The organism is Rhodocyclus tenuis (assembly GCF_014197755.1).
GTDB classification, from domain to species: domain Bacteria; phylum Pseudomonadota; class Gammaproteobacteria; order Burkholderiales; family Rhodocyclaceae; genus Rhodocyclus; species Rhodocyclus tenuis.
This window is the reverse complement of record NZ_JACIGE010000002.1, coordinates 422,910-444,154: the sequence shown is the minus strand read 5'-3', so window position 1 is coordinate 444,154 and position 21,245 is coordinate 422,910. Positions and strand designations below refer to the sequence as shown.

Below are 21,245 nucleotides of genomic sequence, written 5' to 3'. Positions count from 1 at the left end.
GGCAGGGCGGGCGCCGGTCGGCGCGCCCCGCCGCCGGCGGGCATTACTGCGTGTTGCGGATCGAATCGATGAGCGCCTTGCCGAACTTGCGCTCGAACTCGGGATAGGCCGGCGCGACCGCGGCCTCGAAGGACTTGCGGTCGACCGTGGTGACCTGCATGCCGTCCTTCTTCAGCTGCTCGACGCCGCTCTTCTCGACGTTGTCGACATAGGCGCGCATCGCAGCGGAACCGTTCAGCGCGGCCTGCTTGAACAGCTTGCGGTCGGCGTCGGAGAGGCTGCCGAACACCGACGGCGACACCAGGATTACCGTCGGTGCGTACACATGGCCGGTGAGCGACAGGTACTTCTGCATCTGCGAGAGCTTCGCCGAGGTGATCACCGACAGCGGGTTTTCCTGGCCGTCGATGGTGCCCTGCTGCAGCGCCGTCGCCACTTCCGGCCACGCCATCGGTGTTGGCAGGATGCCGATCTGGCGGAACGCAGCGATGTGCACGGGGTTTTCGGTGGTGCGGATTTTCAGGCCCTTGGCGTCGGCGGCGGTGACCACCGGGCGCTTGCTGTTGGTGAGGTGGCGGAAGCCCTGTTCGCCCCATGCCAGCGCGACGATGCCGCGCTTGGAAAATTCGCCGAGCATCGCCTGTCCGGACGGGCCGTCCATGACCTTGCGCGCGTGCTGCAGGTCGCGCATCAGGAAGGGAATGTCGAACACGCCGGTCTGCGGAACGAAGTTGAGCGTGGCGCCGGTCGACACGATGGCCAGATCAATGGTGCCGAGTTGCAGGCCCTCGAGCACCTCGCGCTCGCCGCCAAGCGCGCTGTTGGGGAACTGCTGCACCTTGAATTTACCGCTCTTTTCCAGCGTCTTGGCGAAGGCTTCGGCGCCGGCGCCATAGTGCGAGGATGACGACAGTGCATACGCCATCTTCAGCGGCGCCTGCGCGGCGGCCGGCTGCGCGAAGGTCAGACAGACAAGGCTGCCGACGGCGGCAACCACGGAGGCAAGACGGAACAGGCGCATCGGAGTGTCTCCTGAGGGGAAAAGGCGGGCGGCGGGATATGCCGAAAGAGGGACGATGCTACCCTCCTGCCGGGGCGGGATTCAAGCCTTGTGCACCAGAGCCGGGCGGGATGCACCGAATTCGGGCGCAATCGCCGCGGCCGGAAGCGTTCAGCGCGCTTCGAGCAGCCTGACGACGGTGTGCAGCACGCGGTTGGCGGGCGTGGCGATGCCCAGCGCTTCGCCGCGGCGGACGATGTGGCCGTTGAGGTGGTCGATTTCGCTCGGCTTGTGTCGCGCCAGATCCTGCGCCGTCGACGACAGCTGGCCCTGCATGGTGCGGCCGATGCGCCGGATGGCTTCGTGGATGTCGCCGGGGATGCTGATGCCCTCGGCGGCGGCGACTGCGAGGCATTCCTCGACGACGTCGCGCATCACGTCTTCAACGCCGGTGCCCTGTACCAGTCGGCCGTAGGGAAGTTGCGTGATCGCCGACAGCGCGTTGTAGGCGCAGTTGAGGATCAGTTTGGCCCACAGCGCGCCGCTGACATTATCCGAGATTTCCACCGGCACGCCGGCGGCGGCGAACATCTGCGCCAGTTCGTCGCTGACCGGCGACGGCCCGATCACCAGTTCGCCGCGCCCGTGGTGACGCACTTGTCCCGGTCCGGCCATTTCGGTGGCGACATAGACCACCGCCGGCGTCACCTCGCGCTGCAGCAGGTATTGCAGGCGCTCGGCGTTGTCGACACCGTTCTGCAGGCTGAGGATCGTCGCGTCGTCGGCGAGATGCGGCCCGATCTGGGCGGCGGCTTCGGTCGTGTCGGTCGATTTGACGCAGCAGAGCACCAGTCCGGCGCCGGCGACGGCGCTGGCGTCGGTACTCGCCGCCAGCGGCACGTGCGCCGTGAAGGTCTGCGTTTCCATCAGCAGTCCGTCGCGTCGCACCGCCTCGACGTGCTGCGCACGCCCGATCAGCACCACTTCATGGCCGGCCCGTGCCAGCATGCCACCGTAGTAACAGCCAACTGCACCGGCCCCCATCACCGCTATCTTCATGCGCCATTCCCCATCGCAGGCTTCAGATCGGGGAGGACTTTAGCATTGCCGCGCGGGCCGCGTCACCCGTGGCGCAGGCGTTCAGGCAGTCCGGTCTGCGGACAGTTACGGGGCCAGCCAGACGCCGTGATCGGCCGGTATTTTTCTGATGTCCGGACGAAAAAAAGCCCTTGCCGGGGCAGGCAAGGGCTCTTGTGCGGCAGCTGTTCACAGCGCGGAGCGGGCAGGCGCGCAGCCTGCCGCTGACTGCGCTCAGCGACGGTAAGGCGGCGGTGCGGCGGCGGCGCCGGACTGGCGGCCGGGCAGGTGGCGGAAGGTGATGCGACCCTTCGACAGATCGTAGGGCGACACTTCCAGCGAAACGGCGTCGCCGGCGATGATGCGGATGTGGTTCTTGCGCATCTTGCCGCCCGAGTAGGCGATCAGTTTGTGGCCGTTATCGAGGGTCACGCGGTAGCGGCCGTCGGGCAGCACTTCGGTGACGGAACCGTTCATTTCGATGAGTTCTTCTTTTGCCATTGCTGAAGCTCCTTTGCTGATGGCCGCTCCCGCCCGCGGTACGGACGGTAGCTGCGCCGGCTTGCCACCGCCCTGGCAAGCGCTGGCCGGTCGAGCGCCGGCGCGGTTGGCACACGGCGGGGACTGGCGAAATCGGCACCATGATTGGCGGGCCGAGCGGGTGTTGTCTTGATGGCGCCCCCGACGCCACAGGCGGCAGGGGTGGGCGGCGCGGTCGGTGACGGGTGCGCGCGTCGCGCTACGGGCGGTCGATGCGGCAAGACCGCGATGAAGTCCGGGCGGTCTGGCGACCGGCGAAGGACTGGCCGGAGGAGCCGCCGAAGGCAGAGGGCGGCTCGCAGCGCATGCTGGAAAGAAAAATGGCCAGTCCAGAGGACTGGCCATTTCCTTGATTTTCTTGGTGGGGCGTGAGTGATTCGAACACTCGACCTACGGATTAAGAGTCCGCTGCTCTACCAGCTGAGCTAACGCCCCGGAAACCGGTCTGTCCCTTGGCTTGGTGTGTCAGTCGGAGAAAAACTCGCTGCACAGCAGGTCTTTCGAACACCAATCCTGCGGGAAGGCGCGCATTATCAAGGCTTCTCGGCCGGTCGTCAAGCCAAACGTGGCTTCAATGCGACGAATCGGTTTTCCCGGACATCTGCTGATAGGCAGCCAGCGCTTGCGCGACGAGTCCGCTGGGTTTGGCGGCGTCGCCGAGGCCGAACTCCGCCTGCAGGGACGATTTGTTGTCCTCGATGTAGGCGATGGCGCGGCTCAGATTGTTCAGCCGCTTGGGGATGAAGTTGCCGTCGGAATTGAGCAGCTCAGCCGACTTGGCGAAGTTGGCGCTGAACTGCTGCACGGTATCGACGACGCCCTGCTTGTTGCTTGCCAGCACCGCATCAAGCCTGGTGCTGTCGAGCGTCGCGAGATTGCTGTACGGGTCAATGGTGAGGCCGAGGTCGCGCAGCCCGTGCAGACCATCGCTGGCACCATTGAACATGTTCTCGACGCTCTGCTCGAGTTCGTAACGCGACACCTGTGCTGCCTGCGTGTCGGCGAGCAGGCTGCCGCTCTGCATGTCGGCGTCGAAGCGCTTGACCCACGCGTTGTACTGGTCGGTGAAGGTCTGCAGGCTGGCGCGGATGCTGTCGTCGCTGCTCGTCAGGCTGATGCCACCGAGGCTCTGCGCGTCCTGCTGCATCTCGCTCAGCCAGGACTTCATCTGGCTCATTTCGGAGAACTGCGCCTTGTAGCTGACCTCGTCGTAGTTGATGACGCTCATCATCCGGTAAGCCGATTCGGGGTCGAACAGGGCGGTGTTGCGTCCGCTCGCCGAGAGGCCCTTGCTGGAACTGGTGTCGAGGACGTTGCCGAGCGCGTCCGAGCTGCTTCCTGTCGAGCTCGTGAGCACGTCGAAAATGCCCGCATCGTTGGCTGAGTCCTTGGCGGAATTGCCAGCGAAGGCAGCGTTCAGCAGCGAGGCGAAGTTCTGCGACTGGATCGTGGCAACGCGCAGCGTCAGCGACGCCGCGCTGCTATTCGCGCCGGAGGTGACGGCGTCCGCTCTGTTCTGGTTGAACTGGGCAAAATTGAAACCGATGTTCGTTAGCGCGCTGACTGACATGGCAACTCCGAGCGGCGATGAAGGCGTTGGCATCCTTCTTCTGTTCGCCACTCTGCAGGTACGCAAGAAACAGGCCGCGCGGGTCGGCATGCACTTGTGCGCCGCGGAAGGCAGTGTTCGCGCGGATGTCCCCCGCCGTGCCGGGCGGGAGTGAATGATTTCAGGGGCAAACGAGCCGCAGAAGCGGCAAATACTGCCGGCGCTTCTGCCCGATCGTTTCCTGAAATTGCCCACGATCCTGGTTTGAGTCGTATTATTCAGTATCTATTCATTATTCTATTCATCGCCATGCCGTCCCACACCGACTCGATCCGGCTTTGCCTGCTGCAAGGACCGAAGCAGGCTCGCCAGCTCGTTGAAAGCATTGGCATCAGTCAGCCGACGGCATCACGAGCGCTGGCGGCACTCGGGGATGAAATCCTGCGCATCGGCTCCGGTCGTGCGATTCAATACGCGCTGCGTGATCCCGGACGTGGACCGGGAAGCGTCCCCATATATCAAATCACGGCCGACGGCACGATCCGTCGGCTCGGCCTGCTCATTCCTGTCTGTCCGAACGGTTTTGTCATGCAACAGGAAGACGGCCGCAGTTTGCATAGCGAAAGCCTTCCCTGGTGGCTGGCGGACATGTGCCCGCAAGGTTTTCTCGGACGCGCCTATGCAGCGCACCATGCAGCTGCGCTCGGCTTGCCGGCGAGTCTGGTGGAATGGTCGGAAACACACATGCTGCGCGCGCTGATGGCGCATGGCGACAACCTGGTCGGCAACCTGCTGCTGGGCGACATCGCCCGCGAGCGTTTCATCGACTCCCCGCCGCCGTCCCCGGTCGATGAGTCGCAATATCCGGCCTTGGCCGAGGCTGCTGAACGCGGCGACGTTCCGGGGTCATCGGCCGGCGGGGAGCAGCCGAAATTCATCGCTTTCACCGGGCAGCATGTCCTCGTGAAGTTCACCGCTGTCGAAGACAATCCGGTGACGCAAAGGTGGCGTGACCTGCTGGCTGCCGAGCACCTCGCGGCAAAGGTGCTGCGCGCCGCGGGCGTTCCGGCGGTGTCATCACGCCTGCTCGATATCACCGGGCGACGCTTTCTCGAAGTCGGCCGATTTGACCGCGTTGGCCTGCTTGGGCGGCGTGCGCTGCATTCGCTCACCTCGCTTGAGGCGGAATTCATCGGCGACGCCCGGTCGCCCTGGCCGGTGCTGGCAGCAAGGCTGGCGGCGCAAGGCATCGTCACCGCCGAGGCGGCAGAGGGTGCCGCGCTACTCTTTGCCTTTGGCACCCTGATCGGCAATGCCGACATGCACAACGGCAATCTGTCTTTCGTCGCCGAAGCTGGCCGCCCGTATCAGCTTGCTCCCGCCTACGACATGCTGCCCATGGCGTTTGCCCCGCGCAGTGGCGGTGGGCTGCCGGTCGAATTGCCACCGGCGCGGCTGCATTCGAGCATCGAGGCCGCAACCTGGCGACAGGCGCTGGTTCTCGCTGATGAATTCGTCACCAGGATGCGGCAGGACGGCAACTTTTCCGCTAGCTGGGTCCAGTGTGCCGACGCCCTCGGCCGGCATCTTGAAGATGCTCGACTGAGAATCGCCCGACTGGGCTGATGATCGGGCTACGGAACAGCAGAAATGAAAACGGCTTCCATCTCTGGAAGCCGCTTGAATTCTGGTGGGTCGGGCGAGATTCGAACTCGCGACCAACGGATTAAAAGTCCGCTGCTCTACCGACTGAGCTACCGACCCAAAAATCGAAGATCGCGGATTGTAGATAAGCGCGGCAAGGGCGTCAATGCGGATCGGCCGGCAAGGCCCCGTCGCTGCGCGGCTTTCCCGGCTTTTCCAGGCTTGCTGCCGGCTCTTTCGCTGGTGTCGGCAGTGCTCTGGAATGCGCCGTTGTGGCGCTTGCCGCCTCTTCTGCGCGCAAATCAAGCTCCCGCCGCCGCGCCGTTGACCGCCGCGCTGCCAGTCGGGATACTGCCGGCCTCGCTTGAAAACCCGTGATTACGCGCGCAAAGGCTCGCCATGTTCTACGACGCCGTCGAAGGCATTTCCCGTGATTCGCTGGCCGCGTTGCAGACCGAGCGTCTGCGCCGCTCCGTTGCCACCTGCCTGGCGTCGCCGTTCTACGGCAAGCGTCTGCGCGCGCTGGGGCTCGGGCCGGAGAATTTCAATTCGCCCGACGACGTGCGCAAGCTGCCGTTCACGGTCAAGGACGACCTGCGCGCCGGCTATCCCGACGGATTCCTCTGTCAGCCGCGCGACGCCTTCATCCGCCTGCACGTCTCATCCGGCACGACCGGTGCGCCGACGGCGGTGTATTACACGGCCAACGACGTCGACTCGTGGTCGCATCTGGTCGCGCGCTGCATGCACGCGGTCGGTCTGCGCCGTGGCGACGTGTTCCAGAACATGAGCGGCTACGGCCTGTTCACCGGCGGCCTCGGCATCCACTACGGCGCCGAACGCCTCGGCTGCCTGACGGTGCCTGCCGGCGCCGGCAACTCCAAGCGCCAGCTGAAGCTGCTGCGCGACTTCGGCGTCGACGGCGTGCACATCATCCCCTCGTATGCGCTGCACTTCGGCCACTTCCTGCAGCAGGAAGGCATCGAGCCGGGCGATCTCAAGTGGCGTTTCGCGCTGATCGGCGCCGAGCCGCACACCGAGCGTGCGCGCCGGCGCATCGAGGAACTGCTTGGCCTGAAGGCCTTCAATTCCTATGGCCTGACCGAGATGAACGGCCCCGGCGTTGCCTTCGAGTGCGCGGCGCAGGCCGGCATGCATGTGTGGGAAGACGCCTACATCGCCGAGATCGTCGATCCGGTGAGCGGCGAAGCGCTGCCCGACGGCGAAGTCGGCGAGCTGGTGATGACCACGCTCTGTCGTGACGGCATGCCGCTGCTGCGCTACCGCACGCGCGACCTGACACGCTTCATCCCCGGCGAATGTGCCTGCGGGCGTACGCATCGCCGTCTCGACCGCATCACCGGCCGCACTGACGACATGATCATCATCAAGGGCTGCAACGTCTTCCCGATGCAGATCGAGCAGGCGCTGATGGCGATGCCGGAAGTGGCGCCGAACTACCTGATCGAGCTCTATCAGGAGAACGACATGGACCAGATCCGCGTCAAGGTCGAGATTCAGGACGAGGTATTTGCTGCCGACGACAGAACCCGCGCCGCGCTGCACAAGCGGCTGGTGGCGCGGCTGCGCGACGAAATCCTGGTGACGCCGGCGGTCGAGCTGGTGCGGCGCGGCAGCATCCCGCCGGCCGAAGGCAAGGCCGTGCGCGTCGACGACCGGCGAGTGCACGAGGACTGCCGCAGCGGCGCCTGAGGCTGCTCGCTTCCCGGTCCTGATGAGCCGGGCACAGCAGGCGCGAACGCGCCAGAAACTTCCTCAGCTAGCGTTGCGCATCGGCGTCGGGTCGGCCAGACCGGCGGCGATGAAGCCTTCGTGGCGCAGGCGGCACGAGTCGCAGACGCCGCAGGCGCGGCCCTCGGCGTCGGCCTGATAGCACGAGACGGTGAGCGAGTAATCTACGCCGAGTTCAGTGCCGCGGCGGATGATCTCGGCCTTGGACAGATCGATCAGCGGCGCGTGGATCGTCAACCGCTCACCCTCGACGCCGGCCTTGGTGGCGAGATTGGCCATCGTTTCGAAAGCCGCGATGTATTCCGGGCGACAGTCCGGATAACCCGAGTAATCAACCGCATTGACGCCGACGAAGATGTCGCGGCTGCCGAGCGTTTCCGCCCAGGCCAGCGCCAGCGACAGCATGATCGTGTTGCGCGCCGGCACGTAGGTGACGGGAATTCCCGGCTGCACGCCGTCGACCGGCACGGCGATGTTGTCATCAGTCAAGGCCGAGCCGCCGAACTGGCCGAGATCAAGCTTCAACACGCGATGCTCGGTAGCACCCAGCGCCGTGGCGACGCGCGCGGCGGCGACGAGTTCGGCGCGGTGGCGCTGGCCGTAGTCGAAGGACAGGCAGTAGCTGCGGAAACCGGCGGAGCGGGCGATGGCCAGCGTCGTCGCCGAATCGAGGCCGCCGGAAAGAAGGATGACGGCGGGGCGGGCAGAATCAGACATGGATGCGAACGGGAAATGAAGGCCGGCGGCGCGTGCCGCCGGCGGAAAAGACGCGGACTGCCGGAATCAGTCGTTGGCCAGCGCCGACAGCTCGCGTTCGAGCAGCGCCGGGTCGCCGAGATTGAGTTCGACCAGTCGGCGCAGATGGGTGACGCTGTCGAGGTCGATCGTGCGACAGACGATGCCGGCGTCGCCGCCGCCGACGTGGCGCACTTCGCCTTCCATGCGGATGGCGTCGCCGAGTTCGTCGAGGTGCACGTCGAGCGAACAGAGGCTGCCGATGGTGATTGGCGTCGCCGGATTCAGCGCCAGCAGCGCGCCCTTGAGCGAGATGTCGAGCACGCGCACGGCGAGGGTTTCACTGCCGACATTGAGCTGTGCCGGCGTGTGGAAGGCGATGCGGGTGTGATGGCGGCGGTCATCGGTCACGGCGGTCTCCTGGGCGCTTACTTGCCCCGCATGTTACCCCAAAGCTGCTTGTGCAATTGCAGCTGGAAGCGCGCCGGGATGCGGTCGGCGATCATCCAGCCGGCCAGCGTCGGCGGATCGAGGCGGTCAGCCACCGGCGACATCAGCAGCGGGCAGCGCTGATCAAGGCGGTGTTCGCGGATCTGCGCGCAGGCCCAGTCGTAATCGGCGCGGTCGGCGAGGACGAATTTCAGCTCGTCGTGCGCCGTGAGCAGTTCGATGTTCGGCCAGTGGTTGCGCGCTACCTCGCCGGAAGCCGGCGCTTTCAGGTCGACGATGCGCGAGACGCGCGCATCGACGCCGCCGATGTCGAGCGCGCCGGAAGTCTCCAACGACACGTCGCAGCCAGCGTCACACAGCGCCGTCAGCAGCGGCAGGCAGGCGGCCTGCGCCAACGGCTCGCCGCCGGTGACGCAGACGCGGCCAACGCCGAAAGCGAGCACCGCCGCGACCACCTCGGCCAGCGGCCGGCTGCTGCCGCCGGAGAACGCATACTCGGTATCGCACCAGACGCAGCGCAGCGGGCAACCAGTCAGGCGGACGAAGACGGTGAGCAGGCCGGCGCGCGAGGTCTCGCCCTGCAGCGAGAGAAAGATTTCGTTGATGCGCAGCGTGGCGCCCGGCGAGCGTGGCCCGCCGGAGCCGGTTGCTGGTGTCAGCTTCACCGGTTCTTCAGCCGCTGCTTGGCGGTGCTGGCAGCCGGGCTGTCCGGGTACTTGCTCTGCAGCGTTTCCAGCGTCTTCTTGGCGGCCTTGGCGTCGCCGAGTTCCTGCTGGCACGAGGCGATGTTGAGCAGCGCGTCGGAGGCCTTGGCGTGCTGCGGCCAGCGCGCGATCAGCGAATTGTGTGCGTCGATCGACTTCTTGCAGTCGCCGAGCGCGTACTGCGCGTTGCCGAACCAGTATTGCGCGTTCGGCGCCAGCGTGCTGTCCGGATGCGCCTTGACGAAGCCGCTGAAGGCGCTCGCCGCTTCCTTGAGTTTCTTGCCCTTGAACAGGTTCAGCGCCGCTTCGTACTCGTGCGCTTCGGCGTTCGGGTCGGCCGGCGGGCGCGGCGCCGTGGTCTTGCCATCGGCGGCGGGCGCTGCATCGGCAGGTTTGCCCTCGGCCAGGTGCGGATCGGCGCTGCTCGCCTGTGGCTCAAGCTTGCGCAGGCGAGCGTCGAGGTCGATGTAAAAATCCTGCTGCCGCTTGTTGGCGGCTTCCAGCTCGTAGGTGAGCGTTTCCACTTGGCCACGCAGGCGCGCGTTCTCTTCGCGCAGCGCCTGGATCTGGTTGGCCAGCTCGAATTGCGCCTTGCTCGTGGTTTCGAGGCGCTCGCTGGTTTTGGCGTTGAGGTCGGAAATCTGGCGACGCGCTTCTTCGTCGTCAAACAGACCGGCGTGGGCCGCGGGGGCCACGCCAAGTGCCAGCCAGAGACACAGCGCCGCCGGCGACAGCGCCGGCAGGGGGGCAGTCGGGCGGCGGCGCTGCATGCTTAGAACTCGCCGCTGTAGAGGATGTCGGCGCGACGGTTTTCCGCCCAGGCGGTGTCGTCGTGGCCTTCATTCTTCGGCTTTTCTTCGCCGAGGCTGACCGATTCAACCTGGTCTTCGCGGGCGCCGAGCAGAACCAGCATCTTCTTCAGCGCTTCGGCACGCTTCTGGCCGAGGGCAAGGTTGTATTCGCGGCTGCCGCGTTCGTCGGTATTGCCCTGGATCAGGATCTTGAACTGACGGTTGGCGGAGAGGAAGCGCGCGTGCGCGGCAACCAGATCCTTGAACTCGGCCTTCACTTCGAAGCTGTCGTAGTCGAAGTAAACGCTGCGCTTCGACAGGATGCTCTTCGGATCGGTGAGTTCGGCGGGCAGGCGGTTGCCTTGCACGTTGCCGGCGACGACTGGCGTCACGCCGGTGCGCGATTCAACCGGAGCGCCGGACTGCTCTGGGCCGGTGGGCGACGAGCTGCAGCCGGCGACGAGCGCGGCGAAAACGGCGGCGGTGAGCGTTGCGGGAAGGGTGGTGCGGACTTGCAGGCGATTCATTTTTTAACTCCTGTGACCCGTGCGCGGGCCATCTATTTGAGGAACGGACCCCACGCCGGTTCACGCACGTTGCCGGCGGGTATGGAAAGTCTTTGCCGGATGCGGCCGTCGATCGAAACCGCCGACAGAACACCCCTGCCGCCGACTTCCGTGGCGATCAGGATCATGCGGCCGTTCGGCGCGAAGCTCGGCGACTCGTCTTTCTGCGAATCGGTGAGCAACTGCGTCTGGCGGCTGGCCAGGTCCATCACCGCGAGACGGAAAGCGCCGTCGCGGCGGGTAATGAAAGCGAGCGAACGGCCGTCCGGCGAAACGCGCGGCGTCACGTTGTAGCTGCCCTCGAAGCTGACGCGCTGCGCGTCGCCGCCGCCGGCGTTGATGCGGTAGATCTGTGCGCTGCCGCCGCGGTCCGAGGTGAAGTAGATGAACTGGCCGTCGGGCGAGAACGAGGGTTCGGTGTCAATGCCCGACGAGCTGGCGAGGCGCTGCACGCCGGAGCCGTCGGCGTTGATCACGAACAGCTGCGAGCCGCCGTCCTTGGTCAGCACCACTGCCAGCCGGCGGCCGTCGGGCGCCCAGGCCGGTGCCGAGTTGGAGCCGCGGAAGTTGGCGATCGCCGTCCGCTTGCCGCTGGCCAGCGAGTGCACAAAGATCACCGGCTTCTTGTTCTCGAACGAGACGTAGGCCAGTCGCGTGCCGTCGGGCGACCACGCCGGCGAGATGATCGGTTCGCGCGAGATCAGCGCCGCCTGCGCGTTCTGGCCGTCGGCGTCGGCGACGTGCAGTTCGTAGCGGCCGCTGCCCTTGACCACGTAGGCGATGCGCGTCGAGAAGACGCCGGCTTCGCCGGTCAGCTTTTCGTAGATGACGTCGGCGATGCGGTGGCCGGCGGCGCGCAGCATCGGCGTCGAGGTGACGAAGGCGGCGCCGCCGAGGGCGGACTGGCGGTTGATGTCGTGCAGGCGGAAGCGCGCTTCCAGGCGGCCGTCGCCGGCGGCCGAGATGCTGCCGGCGGCGAGCGCGTCGGCACCCCTGCTGCGCCAGTCGGACCACGCCGGCTGCGAGCTTTCGCTGAGCGCGGCAGAGCCCGGATCGACCAGACGGAACATGCCGCTGCGTTCGAGGTCGCCGCGGATGACGGTGGTCAGCGCGCGCGCGACACCGGCTTCGCCGCCAAAATCGGCAATGGCAACAGGGATGCGATTGGCACCGGCGCCGGTGATCTCGATCGTCAGTTCGGCGTGGGCGGGGAGGGCGAGTTGCGCAGCAATCAGGGCGCCTGCGGCAATCAGGCTCAGGCGGCGCAGCACGGTCGGCAAAAGCCGTTCGGGCAGGGAACGAAGCATTGAGCGGAGAGGATCGCGACAGAAAAAGAAGACGCGATTATAGACCTGCACAAGCGGCGCGACTTGTAAGCAAGCGTAATTTCCCCTCTGGAACCGGGGCTTGCGCCGCATGTCGAAACGCAGCGCGCGGGGAGGGGCGTCTGCCTGCCGGTGTGCGAACGGCGTTAAACTCACCTTTTCCGGTGAGTCGCGCCGTGTCCGCAGCGCCCGGCGCTCGCCGACATTCCTCTCCCGCCTCGCCCTGAGCCGATTTCAGCCCCGTTTTCCTACCGTTTCCTGCGTTCGCGAATCTGTCAGCCGCGCATCGGAGTCTCCCATGAGCATCCTTGCCCTTCCTTTTCTTACCGAACTGGTCACCATCCGCCGTGACCTGCACGCCCATCCCGAACTGGCGTTCAACGAGTCACGTACCGCCGATGTCGTTGCCCGCGAACTGACGCGCTACGGCGTCGAAGTGCATCGCGGCATTGCCGGCACCGGCATTGTCGGCATCCTGCGCAAAGGCAGCGGCAGCCGCTCGATCGGTCTGCGCGCCGACATGGACGCGCTGCCGCTGCTCGAAAAGAACGAGTTTCCGCACCGCTCGCGCATCGAAGGCTGCATGCACGCCTGCGGTCACGACGGGCATACGGCAATGCTGCTCGGCGCCGCGCGCTACCTCGCCGACAACCTCGCACGCGTCAATTTCGACGGTGTCGTGCATTTCATTTTCCAGCCGGCCGAGGAGTCCGAAGGCGGCGCGCTGCGCATGATCGAGGATGGCCTGTTCGACCGCTTTCCGATGGACGCGGTGTACGGCATGCACAACTGGCCGGGTCTGCCGGCCGGCCAGATGGTCGTGCTCGACGGGCCGGTGATGGCTGGAACCTGTGCCTTCGAGATCAAGGTGCACGGCCGCGGCTGTCACGCCGGCATGCCGAACCAGGGCGTCGACACCATCCTCGCCGCCGCCACGCTGGTGCAGGCACTGCAGAGCGTGGTCGCGCGCAACCTGCATCCCTGCGATGCGGCGGTGGTCAGCGTCACGCAGTTCCACGCCGGCGAAGCCTGGAACATCATTCCCGACGATGTTGTTCTGCGCGGCACGCTGCGCAGCTTCAAGCCCGAGGTGCAGGAGCAGGTCGAACTCGCCATCGAGCGCATCGCCGGCGGCGTCGCTTCCACCTTCGGCGCGCAGATCAGCGTCAACTTCGATCACCGCTATCCGCCGACGATCAACAGCGTGCCCGAGGCGCGGCTGAGCCGCGAGGCCGCCGCGGCGACGCTCGGCGCCGCGGCCGTACGCAGCGACGAACTGCCGTCGATGGGCGCCGAGGATTTTTCCTACATGCTGCGCGAAAAGCCCGGTTGCTACGTCTGGCTGGGCAACGGCCCGGGCAGCGGCGGCTGCACGCTGCACAATCCGCACTACGACTTCAACGACGCGGTGCTGCCGCTCGGCATCAGCTACTGGGTCAGTCTGGTGAAGACGGCGCTCGCTGTTGACCACTGATCCGGCGGCGCGGCAGCGGCCGGCATCGCGTGTTGCTGCCGCTGCGCGCCTGACGCGGTCGGCCGCCTCTGCTCCTGCCTCCATCTCAGCCGCAAGCTGAATTTCCGCCTCCGCCGCGGCGTCTTTCGCGTGCCGCCCCCCGCTTTCCCCACCCACTGCCGACCTTTGCGCCGCCGAGGACCATGCCGACACTGACCACCATCGCGGGCAAGGATGCACCGCTGGAAACAACCATCGCCCGCTTGCAGGCGCGGCTTGCCGCACTCGGTTTCAATGTCGAGGAAAGCGCCTGGCTGAACCCGGTCGCCGGCGTGCATTCGGTCCATTTGCGCGACCGCGACTGTCCGCTGCTCTTCTCCAACGGCAAGGGTGCTTCGCCGCTCGCGGCGCGCGCCAGTGCGCTCGGCGAGTTCTGCGAACGCCTGTTCAGCCGCCATTTCTGGACGCACTACGCGCGCGGCAGGCACAGCGGCGTCGTCCATCACGCGCAGGAAAAGTGGTTTCCGCTCTCCGGCAAGCGCTGGCCGCGCGGCCTGCTGACGCCCGAACTGCGCCGCCTCTACGACCCGGAAGGCGCGCTGACGCCCGCCGAGCTGGTCGATTTCAACAGCGGCGACGCGGCGCGCGGCATCTGCGCCATTCCGGCGACGCGCCTGCGCGACGGCGAAACGGTCTGGTTTCCGGCCAACATCGTCGGCAATCTGTATCTCTCCAACGGCATCGCCGCCGGCAACACGCTCGCCGAGGCGCGCACGCAGGCCCTGTCCGAGGTGGTCGAGCGCCACGTCAAGTTCCGCGTGCTGCGCGAGGGGTTGTGCCTGCCCGAGGTGCCCGAGGCGATGATCGCGCGCCACCCGCATCTCGCCGCCGGCATTGCTGCGCTGCGCGCCGCCGGCTTCGGCATCCTGGTGCGCGACGCCTCGCTCGGCGGACGCTACCCGGTGGCCAACGTCACCCTGCTGCATCCGCAGGACCAGGGCTGTTTCGCCAGCTTCGGCGCGCATCCGCTCTTTGCCGTCGCCCTCGAACGCGCGCTGACCGAGTTGCTGCAGGGGCGCGCGCTCGAGGCGCTGGCTGGCTTCCCGCAGCCGGGCTTCGACGCCGACGAGATCGCCAGCGCGCCCAACATCGAAGCGCACTTCGTCGATTCGAGCGGCATCGTCGGCTGGTCCTTCCTTGCCGACCGCCCCGATTTCGAATTCTGCGACTGGAATTTCGCCGGCGACACCACCGCCGAAGCCTGCTTCCTCATCGACTGCCTGCACGCCGACGGCCACGAGGTCTATTGCGTCGACTACAGCCAGCCCGACTTCGCCGTCTGCCGCATGCTCGTTCCCGGCGTCTCCGAGGTCTATCCGATCGACGACCTGCGCTGGGAGAACAACCGCGTCGGCGCCGAACTGCGGCCGGCGATCCTGGCGCTGCCCGACCTCGCTGACGACGACTGCGCCGAACTGCTTGACGCGCTCAACGAGCATGGCTTCGACGACGCGCGCCCGATCGCTTCGCTGATCGGTCTTGCCGTCGACGCTGGCTCGTTCTGGGAAGACCTGCGCGTCGGCGAGCTGAAGACGCTGCTGGCGCTGGCCATCGGCGATGTCGCCGCGATCCGCGAGGGCTGCGACTGGGTCCGCCACTTCGGCCAGATCGACGCCGGCCGCCGCCACGTCTATCAGTGCATCGAAACGCTGCTCGGCCTCGCGCTCGGCGCGGTCGAGGAGGCAAGCAGCGTTGTTGAGGAAGATGGCGAATACGCCGAAAGTTATACGGAATTCGCGCTGCCGACGCCCGCAGACTGGGCGCCGTGGCGTGCCGCGCTGCTGCCGATGTTCGGCGCCGAAACGCTGGCGCAGGCCGAGTCGATGCTCGCCGGCGAGCGCCGCGCCTTCGGCATTGCCGCGCCGGGCGAGGACTTTGCCGGCTGTGCGCTGCACGCGCGCCTGCTGGCCGCAGGCCAACGTCTGGCGGCGGCCGAAACCGCCGCTGCCGGCAAGCCGGCGGCTATCGGCGCATAATTCCGCATCCCTTGCCGGAGTAACCCGCCATGACCAAGACCCGAACTCCAGAACGGCGCCTGCGCTTTGCCGCGCCACTCGCCCTGCTGCTCTTTGCCGGCACGCTCGCCGCCGCGCCGGCGCCCTGGTATCTGTGGTCGAGCACGCAGAGCGATGGTTTCATCTGCGCGCAGGTCCCGCCGGGAGATGGCTGGCAGCGTGTGCGCGGCCCGTTCCGTGATGCCGTCTGCAAGAAGCAGGGGCTGCCCGGCTGAGTTCGACAGCGGCGCGGGCGCTCGTCGCTGTTGCAGCGTCCGCGTTGCCGCGCGCCGGCACGGCTACCCGGCACCAGTGCCGCAAGCTGCCTGCGGCAGTCGCCACCAGCGTTTCAGGCTAAACTGCCGGCCGTTGCCGGAATGCCGTTTCGCCGCGCCGTTTTCCCCGAGGATGCGTGATCGTGAATTCAGAACACCCCGCCACCGTGCCGGCGGTTCCGCTGTTGTGGGCGCCGCGCCCCGCTCCCGCCGTGCCGCGCGCGCTGTGTACCGACTGCGGCGTCTCGCGCATGGCCGACCCCGGCCTGTGCAGCCGCGCCTGCCAGTTCATTGCTCCCGACTACGCCGCGCTGGAACGGCAGGTGCATGGCCGCGAACGCGATCCGGCGCGCGCCGAGGAACGCTTTTTCGGACCCTACCGGCGCATGCTGCGTGCGGCGATGAAGGAGCCGCGCGCCGGCGCGCAATGGACCGGCATCACCACGCGCATCGCCGAACGCCTGCTCGAAACCGGCGCCGTCGAGGCGGTGCTGGCGATGGCGCCGGACCCCGACGACCACTGGCGGCCGAAGCCGGTGATGGTCACCGCCGCTGCCGGCATGAGCCACTGTCGCGGCATGCGCATGGGCTACGCGCCGCTGCTCTCGCTGCTCGAACCGGCGCGCGAGCACGGTTACAAGCGAATCGCCGTCGTCGGCGTCCCGTGTCAGGTCCATGCGTTGCGTGCGCTCGAACGCGAACTCGATTTCGAGCGCATCGACGTCATCGGCATTCCGTGTTCCGACAACACCACCACCGAGAACTTCCACGAATTCCTCGGCCTGCTCGCCGACGACCCGACGACGATCACCTACCTCGAATTCTGCGCTGACTACCACGTCGAACTGCGCTACAAGAGCGGTGGCAAGCGGCGCATTCCCTTCCTGTTGCTGCCGCTGTCGAAGCTGCCGACCGATTTCTTCCCGCTCACCTGCCGCAGCTGCGTCGACTACACCAACACGCTCGCCGACATCACCGTCGGCTACATGGGCGGCGAGGGCGAACAGTGGGTGCTCACGCGCACGGCGCGCGGCGAGGAGCTGCTGGCGCTGCTCGGCGACGAGGTCAAGCTCGCCGAGCCCGGCAGCGCCGGCAAGCGCGAAGGCCCGGTGCGAGGCTTTCTGAAGAACGTCGAACGTGCCGCCGGCGGTCTGCCGGTGCGCGGCATGCCCGACTGGCTGCGGCCGCTGGTCGGCTGGCTGATGCCCAAGGTCGGCCCGCGCGGCATCGAATTCGCGCGTGCGCGTGTCGAGATGAAGGCGGTCGAAAGCGTGCTGCACCTGCGCCGCGAACAGCCGAAGCGGATGAAGCACATGATCCCGCCGCACGTCTGGTCGCTGGTCGAGCCCTACGGCCTGACGGCGCGGGACGGTGAGCGCAAGAGCGCGGCGGAAAATCGCGCCTGACTTTCCGGCGTCGATTTCGGCCGGCAGCGGCTGAAGAAAACCCGCACTTCACCCGAATTTACATGCGGCAGCACCGCAGGCCTGGCGTCGGCGTATAAGCTTTTCATCCCTTCGCTTGTGCCGCAGACAGATGACCGAACTGCTTTCCTCCGCTTTGCCCACGTTTTCCCGGCCCGCTGCCGGCCCGCTCGGTCTGGCGCCGCTGCTGCGCGCCAATCTGGCCGGACAGGATCTTGGCGCGCTCTGTCAGTCGCTGCTTGAACGCGCCGCGGCCGACGCCGACGACGCCTTTGCGCTGATCGACGCCGGGCTGATCCTGCAGTTTCACGGCAATCCCGAACTCGCCATGCAGCTGCAGCGGGAAGCGCTGCGCCTGCGCCGGCACTACGTCTTTCCCGCAAAACAGCCGGTGCGCCTGCGCGTGCTCGCCTTCATGGCGCCCGGCGACCTGATGGCCAACGTGCCGATCGAATGTCTGCTCGAAGATTCGGATATCGAGCTGCACCTGTACTACGCGATGCTCGACGACGTCGATTTCGCCGAGATTCCCGAGCACGACGTGCTCTTCGTCGCGCTCAGTGACACCGAGGCCAACCGGCCGATCCTCGACGCCTGGCTGCCGCTGCTCGCCGAGTGGCCGCGGCCGGTGCTGAACAAGCCGCAGCACATCGGCCGCGTCGGTCGCGATGTTGCCGCGCGCCTGCTCGCCGACCTGCCCGGCGTGGCGATGCCGCCGACGCTGCGCGTCGGCCGTGCGCTGCTCGAGCAGATCGCGGCGGCGCAGGTGCCGGCCGGGCAACTGCTCGCCGGCATCGACTTTCCGTTGCTGGTGCGCCCGGTCGATTCACACGCCGGCCACGATCTGCACAAGGTCGACAACGCCGCGGAACTCGCGCCGGCGCTGGCGACGATCGCCGGCGACGAACTCTTCGTCGCGCCCTTCATCGACTACTGCAGCGCCGACAGGCAGTTCCGCAAGTACCGCGTCGTTCTCGTCGACGGGCAGCCGTTTGCCGTGCACATGGGTATTTCCAGCCACTGGATGATCCATTACCTCAACGCCGGCATGGCCGACGACGCTGCCAAGCGCGCCGAGGAAGCTGAGTTCATGGCCGCTTTCGACACCGGCTTCGCCGTGCGTCACGCCGCCGCGCTGGCCGGCATCGGCGAGCGCATCGGCCTCGATTACCTCGGCATCGATTGCGCTGAAACTGCCGACGGCCGGCTGCTGGTGTTCGAAGTCGATCACGCCATGGTCGTGCACGCGATGGACCCGGTGGACGTCTATCCGTACAAGCCGCCGACGATGCACAAGCTGTTTGCCGCCTTTCGTGCCATGCTGCTCAAGGCCGCTGCCTGATATGCCGAAAGAGATAGAGGCGAAGCGGTTTGAAAGGACGGCAGTGATGCACACGACTGAGCTGAACAACCAGCTCAACTTCAGCGGCGGCCCCGGCGTGCTGCCGGAGTCGGTGCTCGCGGCAACGCGGCAGGCGATCGAGGCGGTTCCCGAAGTCGGGCTGTCACTGCTCGGCATCAGCCACCGCTCGCAATGGTTCGCCGAAGTGGTGGCCGAGGCCGAGCGCAACATCCGCACGCTGCTCGGCCTCTCCGACGACTTCGCCGTGCTCTTCCTGCAGGGCGGCGCGACGCTGCAGTTCTCGATGGTGCCGATGCTGCTGCTGCGCGGCAGTGGCAAGACCGCCGAATACCTGCGCACCGGCTACTGGAGCAGCAAGTCGATTCCCGATGCGCAGAACGAAGGCGCCGTGCGCGTGCTCTGGGACGGCGAAGCCGAAGGCTTCCGCCGCCTGCCGGCGCCGGCCGAACTGCAGCATTCGCCCGATGCCGCGTATCTGCACTATGTGTCGAACGAAACCGTCGAGGGCGTGCAGTTCAAGACCATTCCGGGGCTCGACAGCGTCACCCGCGTCTGCGACATGTCCTCGGATTTCCTCTCGCGCCCCTTCGACCCCGAGCGCTTTGACCTGATCTACGCGCACGCGCAGAAGAATCTCGGGCCGGCCGGCGTTACCGTCGTCCTCATTCGCCGCGCGCTGCTCGAACGCGTGCCGCCGGGGCTGCCGAGCATGCTCGACTATCGCTCGCACCTGCAGGCGCACTCGATCTACAACACGCCGCCGGTGTTCGCCATCTACGTCGTTCTGCTGGTCAGCCGCTGGCTGCTGAACGACATCGGCGGGCTGGCCAGCATGGCGGCGATCAACCAGCAGAAGGCCGCCGCGCTCTATGGCGCGATCGACGCCAGCGGCGGGTTTTACGAGGGCTGGGCGGCGCCTGCCGACCGCTCGCTGATGAACGTCGCCTTCCGCCTGCCGACGCCGGAACGCGAAGCCGCTTTCCTGCGCGAGTCGGCGGCCGCCGGTTTCAGTGGCCTCGCCGGGCACCGCTCGCTCGGCGGCATCCGCGCTTCGATCTACAACGCGATGACGCCGCAGGCGGTGGCGATGCTCTGCGACTTCATGCGCGAGTTTGCGCGCAAGGCCTGATCCGGCCAGAAGTGGATCAGGCCGCGAGCGGCATCAGCCGACGATCCGGCCCGCCACCTTGGCGACACGTTCGCCGAACAGCCGCGCGGTTTCCAGATCGCCGGGCGGGATTTCGTCGGGGCTGGCGTCGGACGGCGTCTGCGCCATGGCGCCGGCGAAGGAGCCGACGTAGTTCACGTCGTTGCGCTGCGCCGCCTTGCTGTTCGACGGCATCATGCCGGTGCCGACCCAGATTCCCGAGTGCTGCATCGCCAGCGTGAACAGGTAGTGCAGCGTCGACAGCTTGTCGCCGTTCATCGTCGCGCTGTTGGTGAAGCCGGCGAAGAGCTTGTCCTTCCACGCCTGCGCACCCCACACCTTGCTCGAAGCGTCGGCGAATTTCTTGAACTGCCAGCTGACGCTGCCCATGTAGGTCGGGCTGCCGAAGATGATGGCGTCGGCGGCGGCGAGCGTTTCCCAGCCGCCGGCGGGCAGATTGCCCTCGGCGTCGATCGGCACCAGCTCGGCGCCGGCGCCGCTGGCGACGGCTTGCGCAACGCGCAGGGTGTGGCCGTAGCCGGAGTGGAAGACAACTGCGATCTTTGCCATGGTGAAGCTCCTTCTGTTGGGTTCGGGGGTGAATCAGGCGGCGAGGTCGAAAACGAGCACTTCGGCGTCGCTGCCCTTGCTCAGTTGCAGGCTGCTTTCTTCGGCCAGCAGCGCGGCGTCGCCGGCGTGCAGCGTCTGTCCGTTGACGACGAGCGTGCCGCGCACCAGATGCACGTAGGCCTTGCGCGCCGGGTCTAGCGCCAGCGTTGCCGACTCGTCGCCGTCGAACAGGCCGGCGTAGAGCGTGGCGTCAGCGGTGATCGTCACCGAGTTGTCAGCGCCGTCGGGCGAGGCAACGCGGCGCAGGCGCCCGCGCTTGTCGGCGGCGGGAATCGTCTTCTGCTCGTAACCGGGCGAAATACCGAGGCGCGAGGGATCGATCCAGATCTGCAGCAGATGTGTCTCTGAATCGGTGGCGTGGTTGAACTCGCTGTGCATCACGCCGCGGCCGGCGCTCATGCGCTGCACGTCGCCGGGCGGGATGCTGGTGCCGTTGCCCATGCTGTCCTGGTGCGCCAGCTCGCCGCTGAGCACGTAGGTGACGATCTCCATGTCGCGGTGACCGTGCGTGCCGAAGCCCTTGCCGGCGGCGATCCAGTCTTCGTTGATCACGCGCAGGTTGCCCCAGCCCATGTGCGCGGGGTCGTAATAGCCGGCGAACGAGAACGAATGCTTGCTCTTCAACCAGCCGTGGTCGGCGTGGCCGCGTTCCTGCGATTTGCGAATGTTGATCATGGTGGCTCTCCTTTGCTGGACTCCACTATAGGAGTGCGCGCCACGCGTGCGGTGCAGCGGCTTTGCTGTCATCATGCAAAAAATTTGCACG

21 protein-coding genes and 2 tRNA genes are annotated in these 21,245 nt (G+C 66.7%); 9 read left to right on the top strand and 14 right to left on the bottom strand.

Annotated features, from left to right (window positions below; all coding sequences use genetic code 11):
• Nucleotides 1-43: 43 nt before the first annotated feature.
• From GGD90_RS04785 to fliD, 5 genes are all read right to left on the bottom strand, one after another.
• The gene (locus GGD90_RS04785; RefSeq protein ID WP_153114657.1) at nt 44-1,021 is read right to left on the bottom strand and encodes a TRAP transporter substrate-binding protein; all 978 of its coding nucleotides are present in this window, start codon (nt 1,019-1,021) and stop codon (nt 44-46) included.
• Between the two features lie 150 nt (nt 1,022-1,171).
• On the bottom strand, nt 1,172-2,059 hold the full coding sequence (locus GGD90_RS04780) for a ketopantoate reductase family protein (protein ID WP_153114656.1): 888 nt from the start codon (nt 2,057-2,059) through the stop codon (nt 1,172-1,174).
• Nucleotides 2,060-2,311: 252 nt separating this feature from the next.
• Nucleotides 2,312-2,578 (bottom strand): translation initiation factor IF-1, encoded by a 267-nt coding sequence (infA, locus tag GGD90_RS04775; protein ID WP_153114655.1) that lies wholly within the window; start codon nt 2,576-2,578, stop codon nt 2,312-2,314.
• 398 nt (nt 2,579-2,976) lie between these two features.
• Nucleotides 2,977-3,052 (bottom strand) — tRNA-Lys (locus tag GGD90_RS04770).
• Between the two features lie 136 nt (nt 3,053-3,188).
• Complete coding sequence (gene fliD / locus GGD90_RS04765; protein ID WP_184414930.1) at nt 3,189-3,974, bottom strand: flagellar filament capping protein FliD; 786 nt, start codon at nt 3,972-3,974, stop codon at nt 3,189-3,191.
• Nucleotides 3,975-3,981: 7 nt separating this feature from the next.
• Between fliD and GGD90_RS04760 the strand changes: the two genes are divergently transcribed.
• Both GGD90_RS04760 and yjjJ read left to right on the top strand, forming a co-directional pair.
• The gene (locus GGD90_RS04760; protein ID WP_184414928.1) at nt 3,982-4,341 is read left to right on the top strand and encodes a hypothetical protein; all 360 of its coding nucleotides are present in this window, start codon (nt 3,982-3,984) and stop codon (nt 4,339-4,341) included.
• Nucleotides 4,338-5,792 (top strand): type II toxin-antitoxin system HipA family toxin YjjJ, encoded by a 1,455-nt coding sequence (gene yjjJ / locus GGD90_RS04755; protein ID WP_221227656.1) that lies wholly within the window; start codon nt 4,338-4,340, stop codon nt 5,790-5,792. The genes GGD90_RS04760 and yjjJ overlap by 4 nt, the downstream gene beginning before the upstream one ends.
• 62 nt (nt 5,793-5,854) lie before the next feature.
• Here the strand turns inward: yjjJ and GGD90_RS04750 are convergent.
• Nucleotides 5,855-5,930 (bottom strand) — tRNA-Lys (locus GGD90_RS04750).
• A 279-nt stretch (nt 5,931-6,209) separates the two neighbouring features.
• Here GGD90_RS04750 and GGD90_RS04745 point away from each other — a divergent pair.
• A complete protein-coding gene (locus GGD90_RS04745; protein WP_153114653.1) occupies nt 6,210-7,523 on the top strand; it encodes a phenylacetate--CoA ligase family protein in 1,314 nt (437 codons plus the stop codon).
• Nucleotides 7,524-7,586: 63 nt separating this feature from the next.
• Here GGD90_RS04745 and queC read toward each other — a convergent pair whose 3' ends face one another.
• The 6 genes from queC to tolB all read right to left on the bottom strand — a co-directional run bounded on the left by queC (nt 7,587) and on the right by tolB (nt 12,115).
• Nucleotides 7,587-8,279, bottom strand: coding sequence for a 7-cyano-7-deazaguanine synthase QueC (queC, locus tag GGD90_RS04740; RefSeq protein ID WP_153114652.1), 693 nt, complete (start codon nt 8,277-8,279; stop codon nt 7,587-7,589).
• A 66-nt stretch (nt 8,280-8,345) separates the two neighbouring features.
• A complete protein-coding gene (locus GGD90_RS04735; RefSeq protein ID WP_153114651.1) occupies nt 8,346-8,708 on the bottom strand; it encodes a PilZ domain-containing protein in 363 nt (120 codons plus the stop codon).
• 17 nt (nt 8,709-8,725) lie between these two features.
• Nucleotides 8,726-9,412 (bottom strand): 7-carboxy-7-deazaguanine synthase QueE, encoded by a 687-nt coding sequence (gene queE / locus GGD90_RS04730; protein ID WP_228273586.1) that lies wholly within the window; start codon nt 9,410-9,412, stop codon nt 8,726-8,728.
• Entirely contained in the window at nt 9,409-10,221 is an 813-nt protein-coding gene (ybgF, locus tag GGD90_RS04725; protein ID WP_153114650.1) for a tol-pal system protein YbgF, read from the bottom strand. Before ybgF ends, queE begins: the two co-directional genes overlap by 4 nt.
• Before the next feature lie 2 nt (nt 10,222-10,223).
• The gene (gene pal, locus GGD90_RS04720; protein WP_153114649.1) at nt 10,224-10,769 is read right to left on the bottom strand and encodes a peptidoglycan-associated lipoprotein Pal; all 546 of its coding nucleotides are present in this window, start codon (nt 10,767-10,769) and stop codon (nt 10,224-10,226) included.
• Between the two features lie 32 nt (nt 10,770-10,801).
• Nucleotides 10,802-12,115: a Tol-Pal system beta propeller repeat protein TolB gene (gene tolB, locus GGD90_RS04715; protein WP_153114648.1), complete on the bottom strand. Its 1,314-nt coding sequence runs from the start codon at nt 12,113-12,115 to the stop codon at nt 10,802-10,804.
• 316 nt (nt 12,116-12,431) lie between these two features.
• Between tolB and GGD90_RS04710 the strand changes: the two genes are divergently transcribed.
• The 6 genes from GGD90_RS04710 to GGD90_RS04685 all read left to right on the top strand — a co-directional run bounded on the left by GGD90_RS04710 (nt 12,432) and on the right by GGD90_RS04685 (nt 19,831).
• The gene (locus GGD90_RS04710) at nt 12,432-13,607 is read left to right on the top strand and encodes a M20 aminoacylase family protein (protein WP_153114647.1); all 1,176 of its coding nucleotides are present in this window, start codon (nt 12,432-12,434) and stop codon (nt 13,605-13,607) included.
• A gap of 182 nt (nt 13,608-13,789) precedes the next feature.
• On the top strand, nt 13,790-15,622 hold the full coding sequence (gene ycaO, locus GGD90_RS04705) for a 30S ribosomal protein S12 methylthiotransferase accessory factor YcaO (protein ID WP_153114646.1): 1,833 nt from the start codon (nt 13,790-13,792) through the stop codon (nt 15,620-15,622).
• Between the two features lie 29 nt (nt 15,623-15,651).
• Nucleotides 15,652-15,876 (top strand): hypothetical protein, encoded by a 225-nt coding sequence (locus GGD90_RS04700; protein ID WP_200385728.1) that lies wholly within the window; start codon nt 15,652-15,654, stop codon nt 15,874-15,876.
• 182 nt (nt 15,877-16,058) lie between these two features.
• Entirely contained in the window at nt 16,059-17,321 is a 1,263-nt protein-coding gene (locus GGD90_RS04695) for a Coenzyme F420 hydrogenase/dehydrogenase, beta subunit C-terminal domain (RefSeq protein WP_221227655.1), read from the top strand.
• A 130-nt stretch (nt 17,322-17,451) separates the two neighbouring features.
• Nucleotides 17,452-18,681, top strand: a complete 1,230-nt coding sequence (locus GGD90_RS04690; protein WP_153114645.1) for an ATP-grasp domain-containing protein — start codon at nt 17,452-17,454, stop codon at nt 18,679-18,681.
• A gap of 46 nt (nt 18,682-18,727) precedes the next feature.
• Nucleotides 18,728-19,831 carry a phosphoserine transaminase gene (locus GGD90_RS04685; protein ID WP_153114644.1) on the top strand — a complete coding sequence of 368 codons (1,104 nt, stop codon included), beginning with the start codon at nt 18,728-18,730 and terminating at the stop codon, nt 19,829-19,831.
• Nucleotides 19,832-19,864: 33 nt separating this feature from the next.
• Here the strand turns inward: GGD90_RS04685 and GGD90_RS04680 are convergent, their stop codons facing one another.
• Nucleotides 19,865-20,419, bottom strand: a complete 555-nt coding sequence (locus tag GGD90_RS04680) for a flavodoxin family protein (RefSeq protein ID WP_153114643.1) — start codon at nt 20,417-20,419, stop codon at nt 19,865-19,867.
• A gap of 33 nt (nt 20,420-20,452) precedes the next feature.
• The gene (locus GGD90_RS04675) at nt 20,453-21,154 is read right to left on the bottom strand and encodes a pirin family protein (protein ID WP_153114642.1); all 702 of its coding nucleotides are present in this window, start codon (nt 21,152-21,154) and stop codon (nt 20,453-20,455) included.
• Nucleotides 21,155-21,245 lie beyond the last annotated feature (91 nt).

What these genes read in the sequence shown, in the direction of transcription:
- GGD90_RS04710 (WP_153114647.1), top strand. Translation starts at nt 12,432, where the DNA reads ATGAGCATCCTTGCCCTTCCTTTTCTTACCGAACTGGTCACCATCCGC.
- GGD90_RS04675 (WP_153114642.1), bottom strand. Translation starts at nt 21,154, where the DNA reads ATGATCAACATTCGCAAATCGCAGGAACGCGGCCACGCCGACCACGGC.
- infA (WP_153114655.1), bottom strand. Translation starts at nt 2,578, where the DNA reads ATGGCAAAAGAAGAACTCATCGAAATGAACGGTTCCGTCACCGAAGTG.
- pal (WP_153114649.1), bottom strand. Translation starts at nt 10,769, where the DNA reads ATGAATCGCCTGCAAGTCCGCACCACCCTTCCCGCAACGCTCACCGCC.
- GGD90_RS04785 (WP_153114657.1), bottom strand. Translation starts at nt 1,021, where the DNA reads ATGCGCCTGTTCCGTCTTGCCTCCGTGGTTGCCGCCGTCGGCAGCCTT.
- ycaO (WP_153114646.1), top strand. Translation starts at nt 13,790, where the DNA reads ATGCCGACACTGACCACCATCGCGGGCAAGGATGCACCGCTGGAAACA.
- GGD90_RS04780 (WP_153114656.1), bottom strand. Translation starts at nt 2,059, where the DNA reads ATGAAGATAGCGGTGATGGGGGCCGGTGCAGTTGGCTGTTACTACGGT.
- GGD90_RS04690 (WP_153114645.1), top strand. Translation starts at nt 17,452, where the DNA reads ATGACCGAACTGCTTTCCTCCGCTTTGCCCACGTTTTCCCGGCCCGCT.
- GGD90_RS04700 (WP_200385728.1), top strand. Translation starts at nt 15,652, where the DNA reads ATGACCAAGACCCGAACTCCAGAACGGCGCCTGCGCTTTGCCGCGCCA.
- ybgF (WP_153114650.1), bottom strand. Translation starts at nt 10,221, where the DNA reads ATGCAGCGCCGCCGCCCGACTGCCCCCCTGCCGGCGCTGTCGCCGGCG.
- tolB (WP_153114648.1), bottom strand. Translation starts at nt 12,115, where the DNA reads ATGCTTCGTTCCCTGCCCGAACGGCTTTTGCCGACCGTGCTGCGCCGC.
- GGD90_RS04685 (WP_153114644.1), top strand. Translation starts at nt 18,728, where the DNA reads ATGCACACGACTGAGCTGAACAACCAGCTCAACTTCAGCGGCGGCCCC.
- GGD90_RS04680 (WP_153114643.1), bottom strand. Translation starts at nt 20,419, where the DNA reads ATGGCAAAGATCGCAGTTGTCTTCCACTCCGGCTACGGCCACACCCTG.
- queC (WP_153114652.1), bottom strand. Translation starts at nt 8,279, where the DNA reads ATGTCTGATTCTGCCCGCCCCGCCGTCATCCTTCTTTCCGGCGGCCTC.
- GGD90_RS04760 (WP_184414928.1), top strand. Translation starts at nt 3,982, where the DNA reads ATGCCCGCATCGTTGGCTGAGTCCTTGGCGGAATTGCCAGCGAAGGCA.
- GGD90_RS04745 (WP_153114653.1), top strand. Translation starts at nt 6,210, where the DNA reads ATGTTCTACGACGCCGTCGAAGGCATTTCCCGTGATTCGCTGGCCGCG.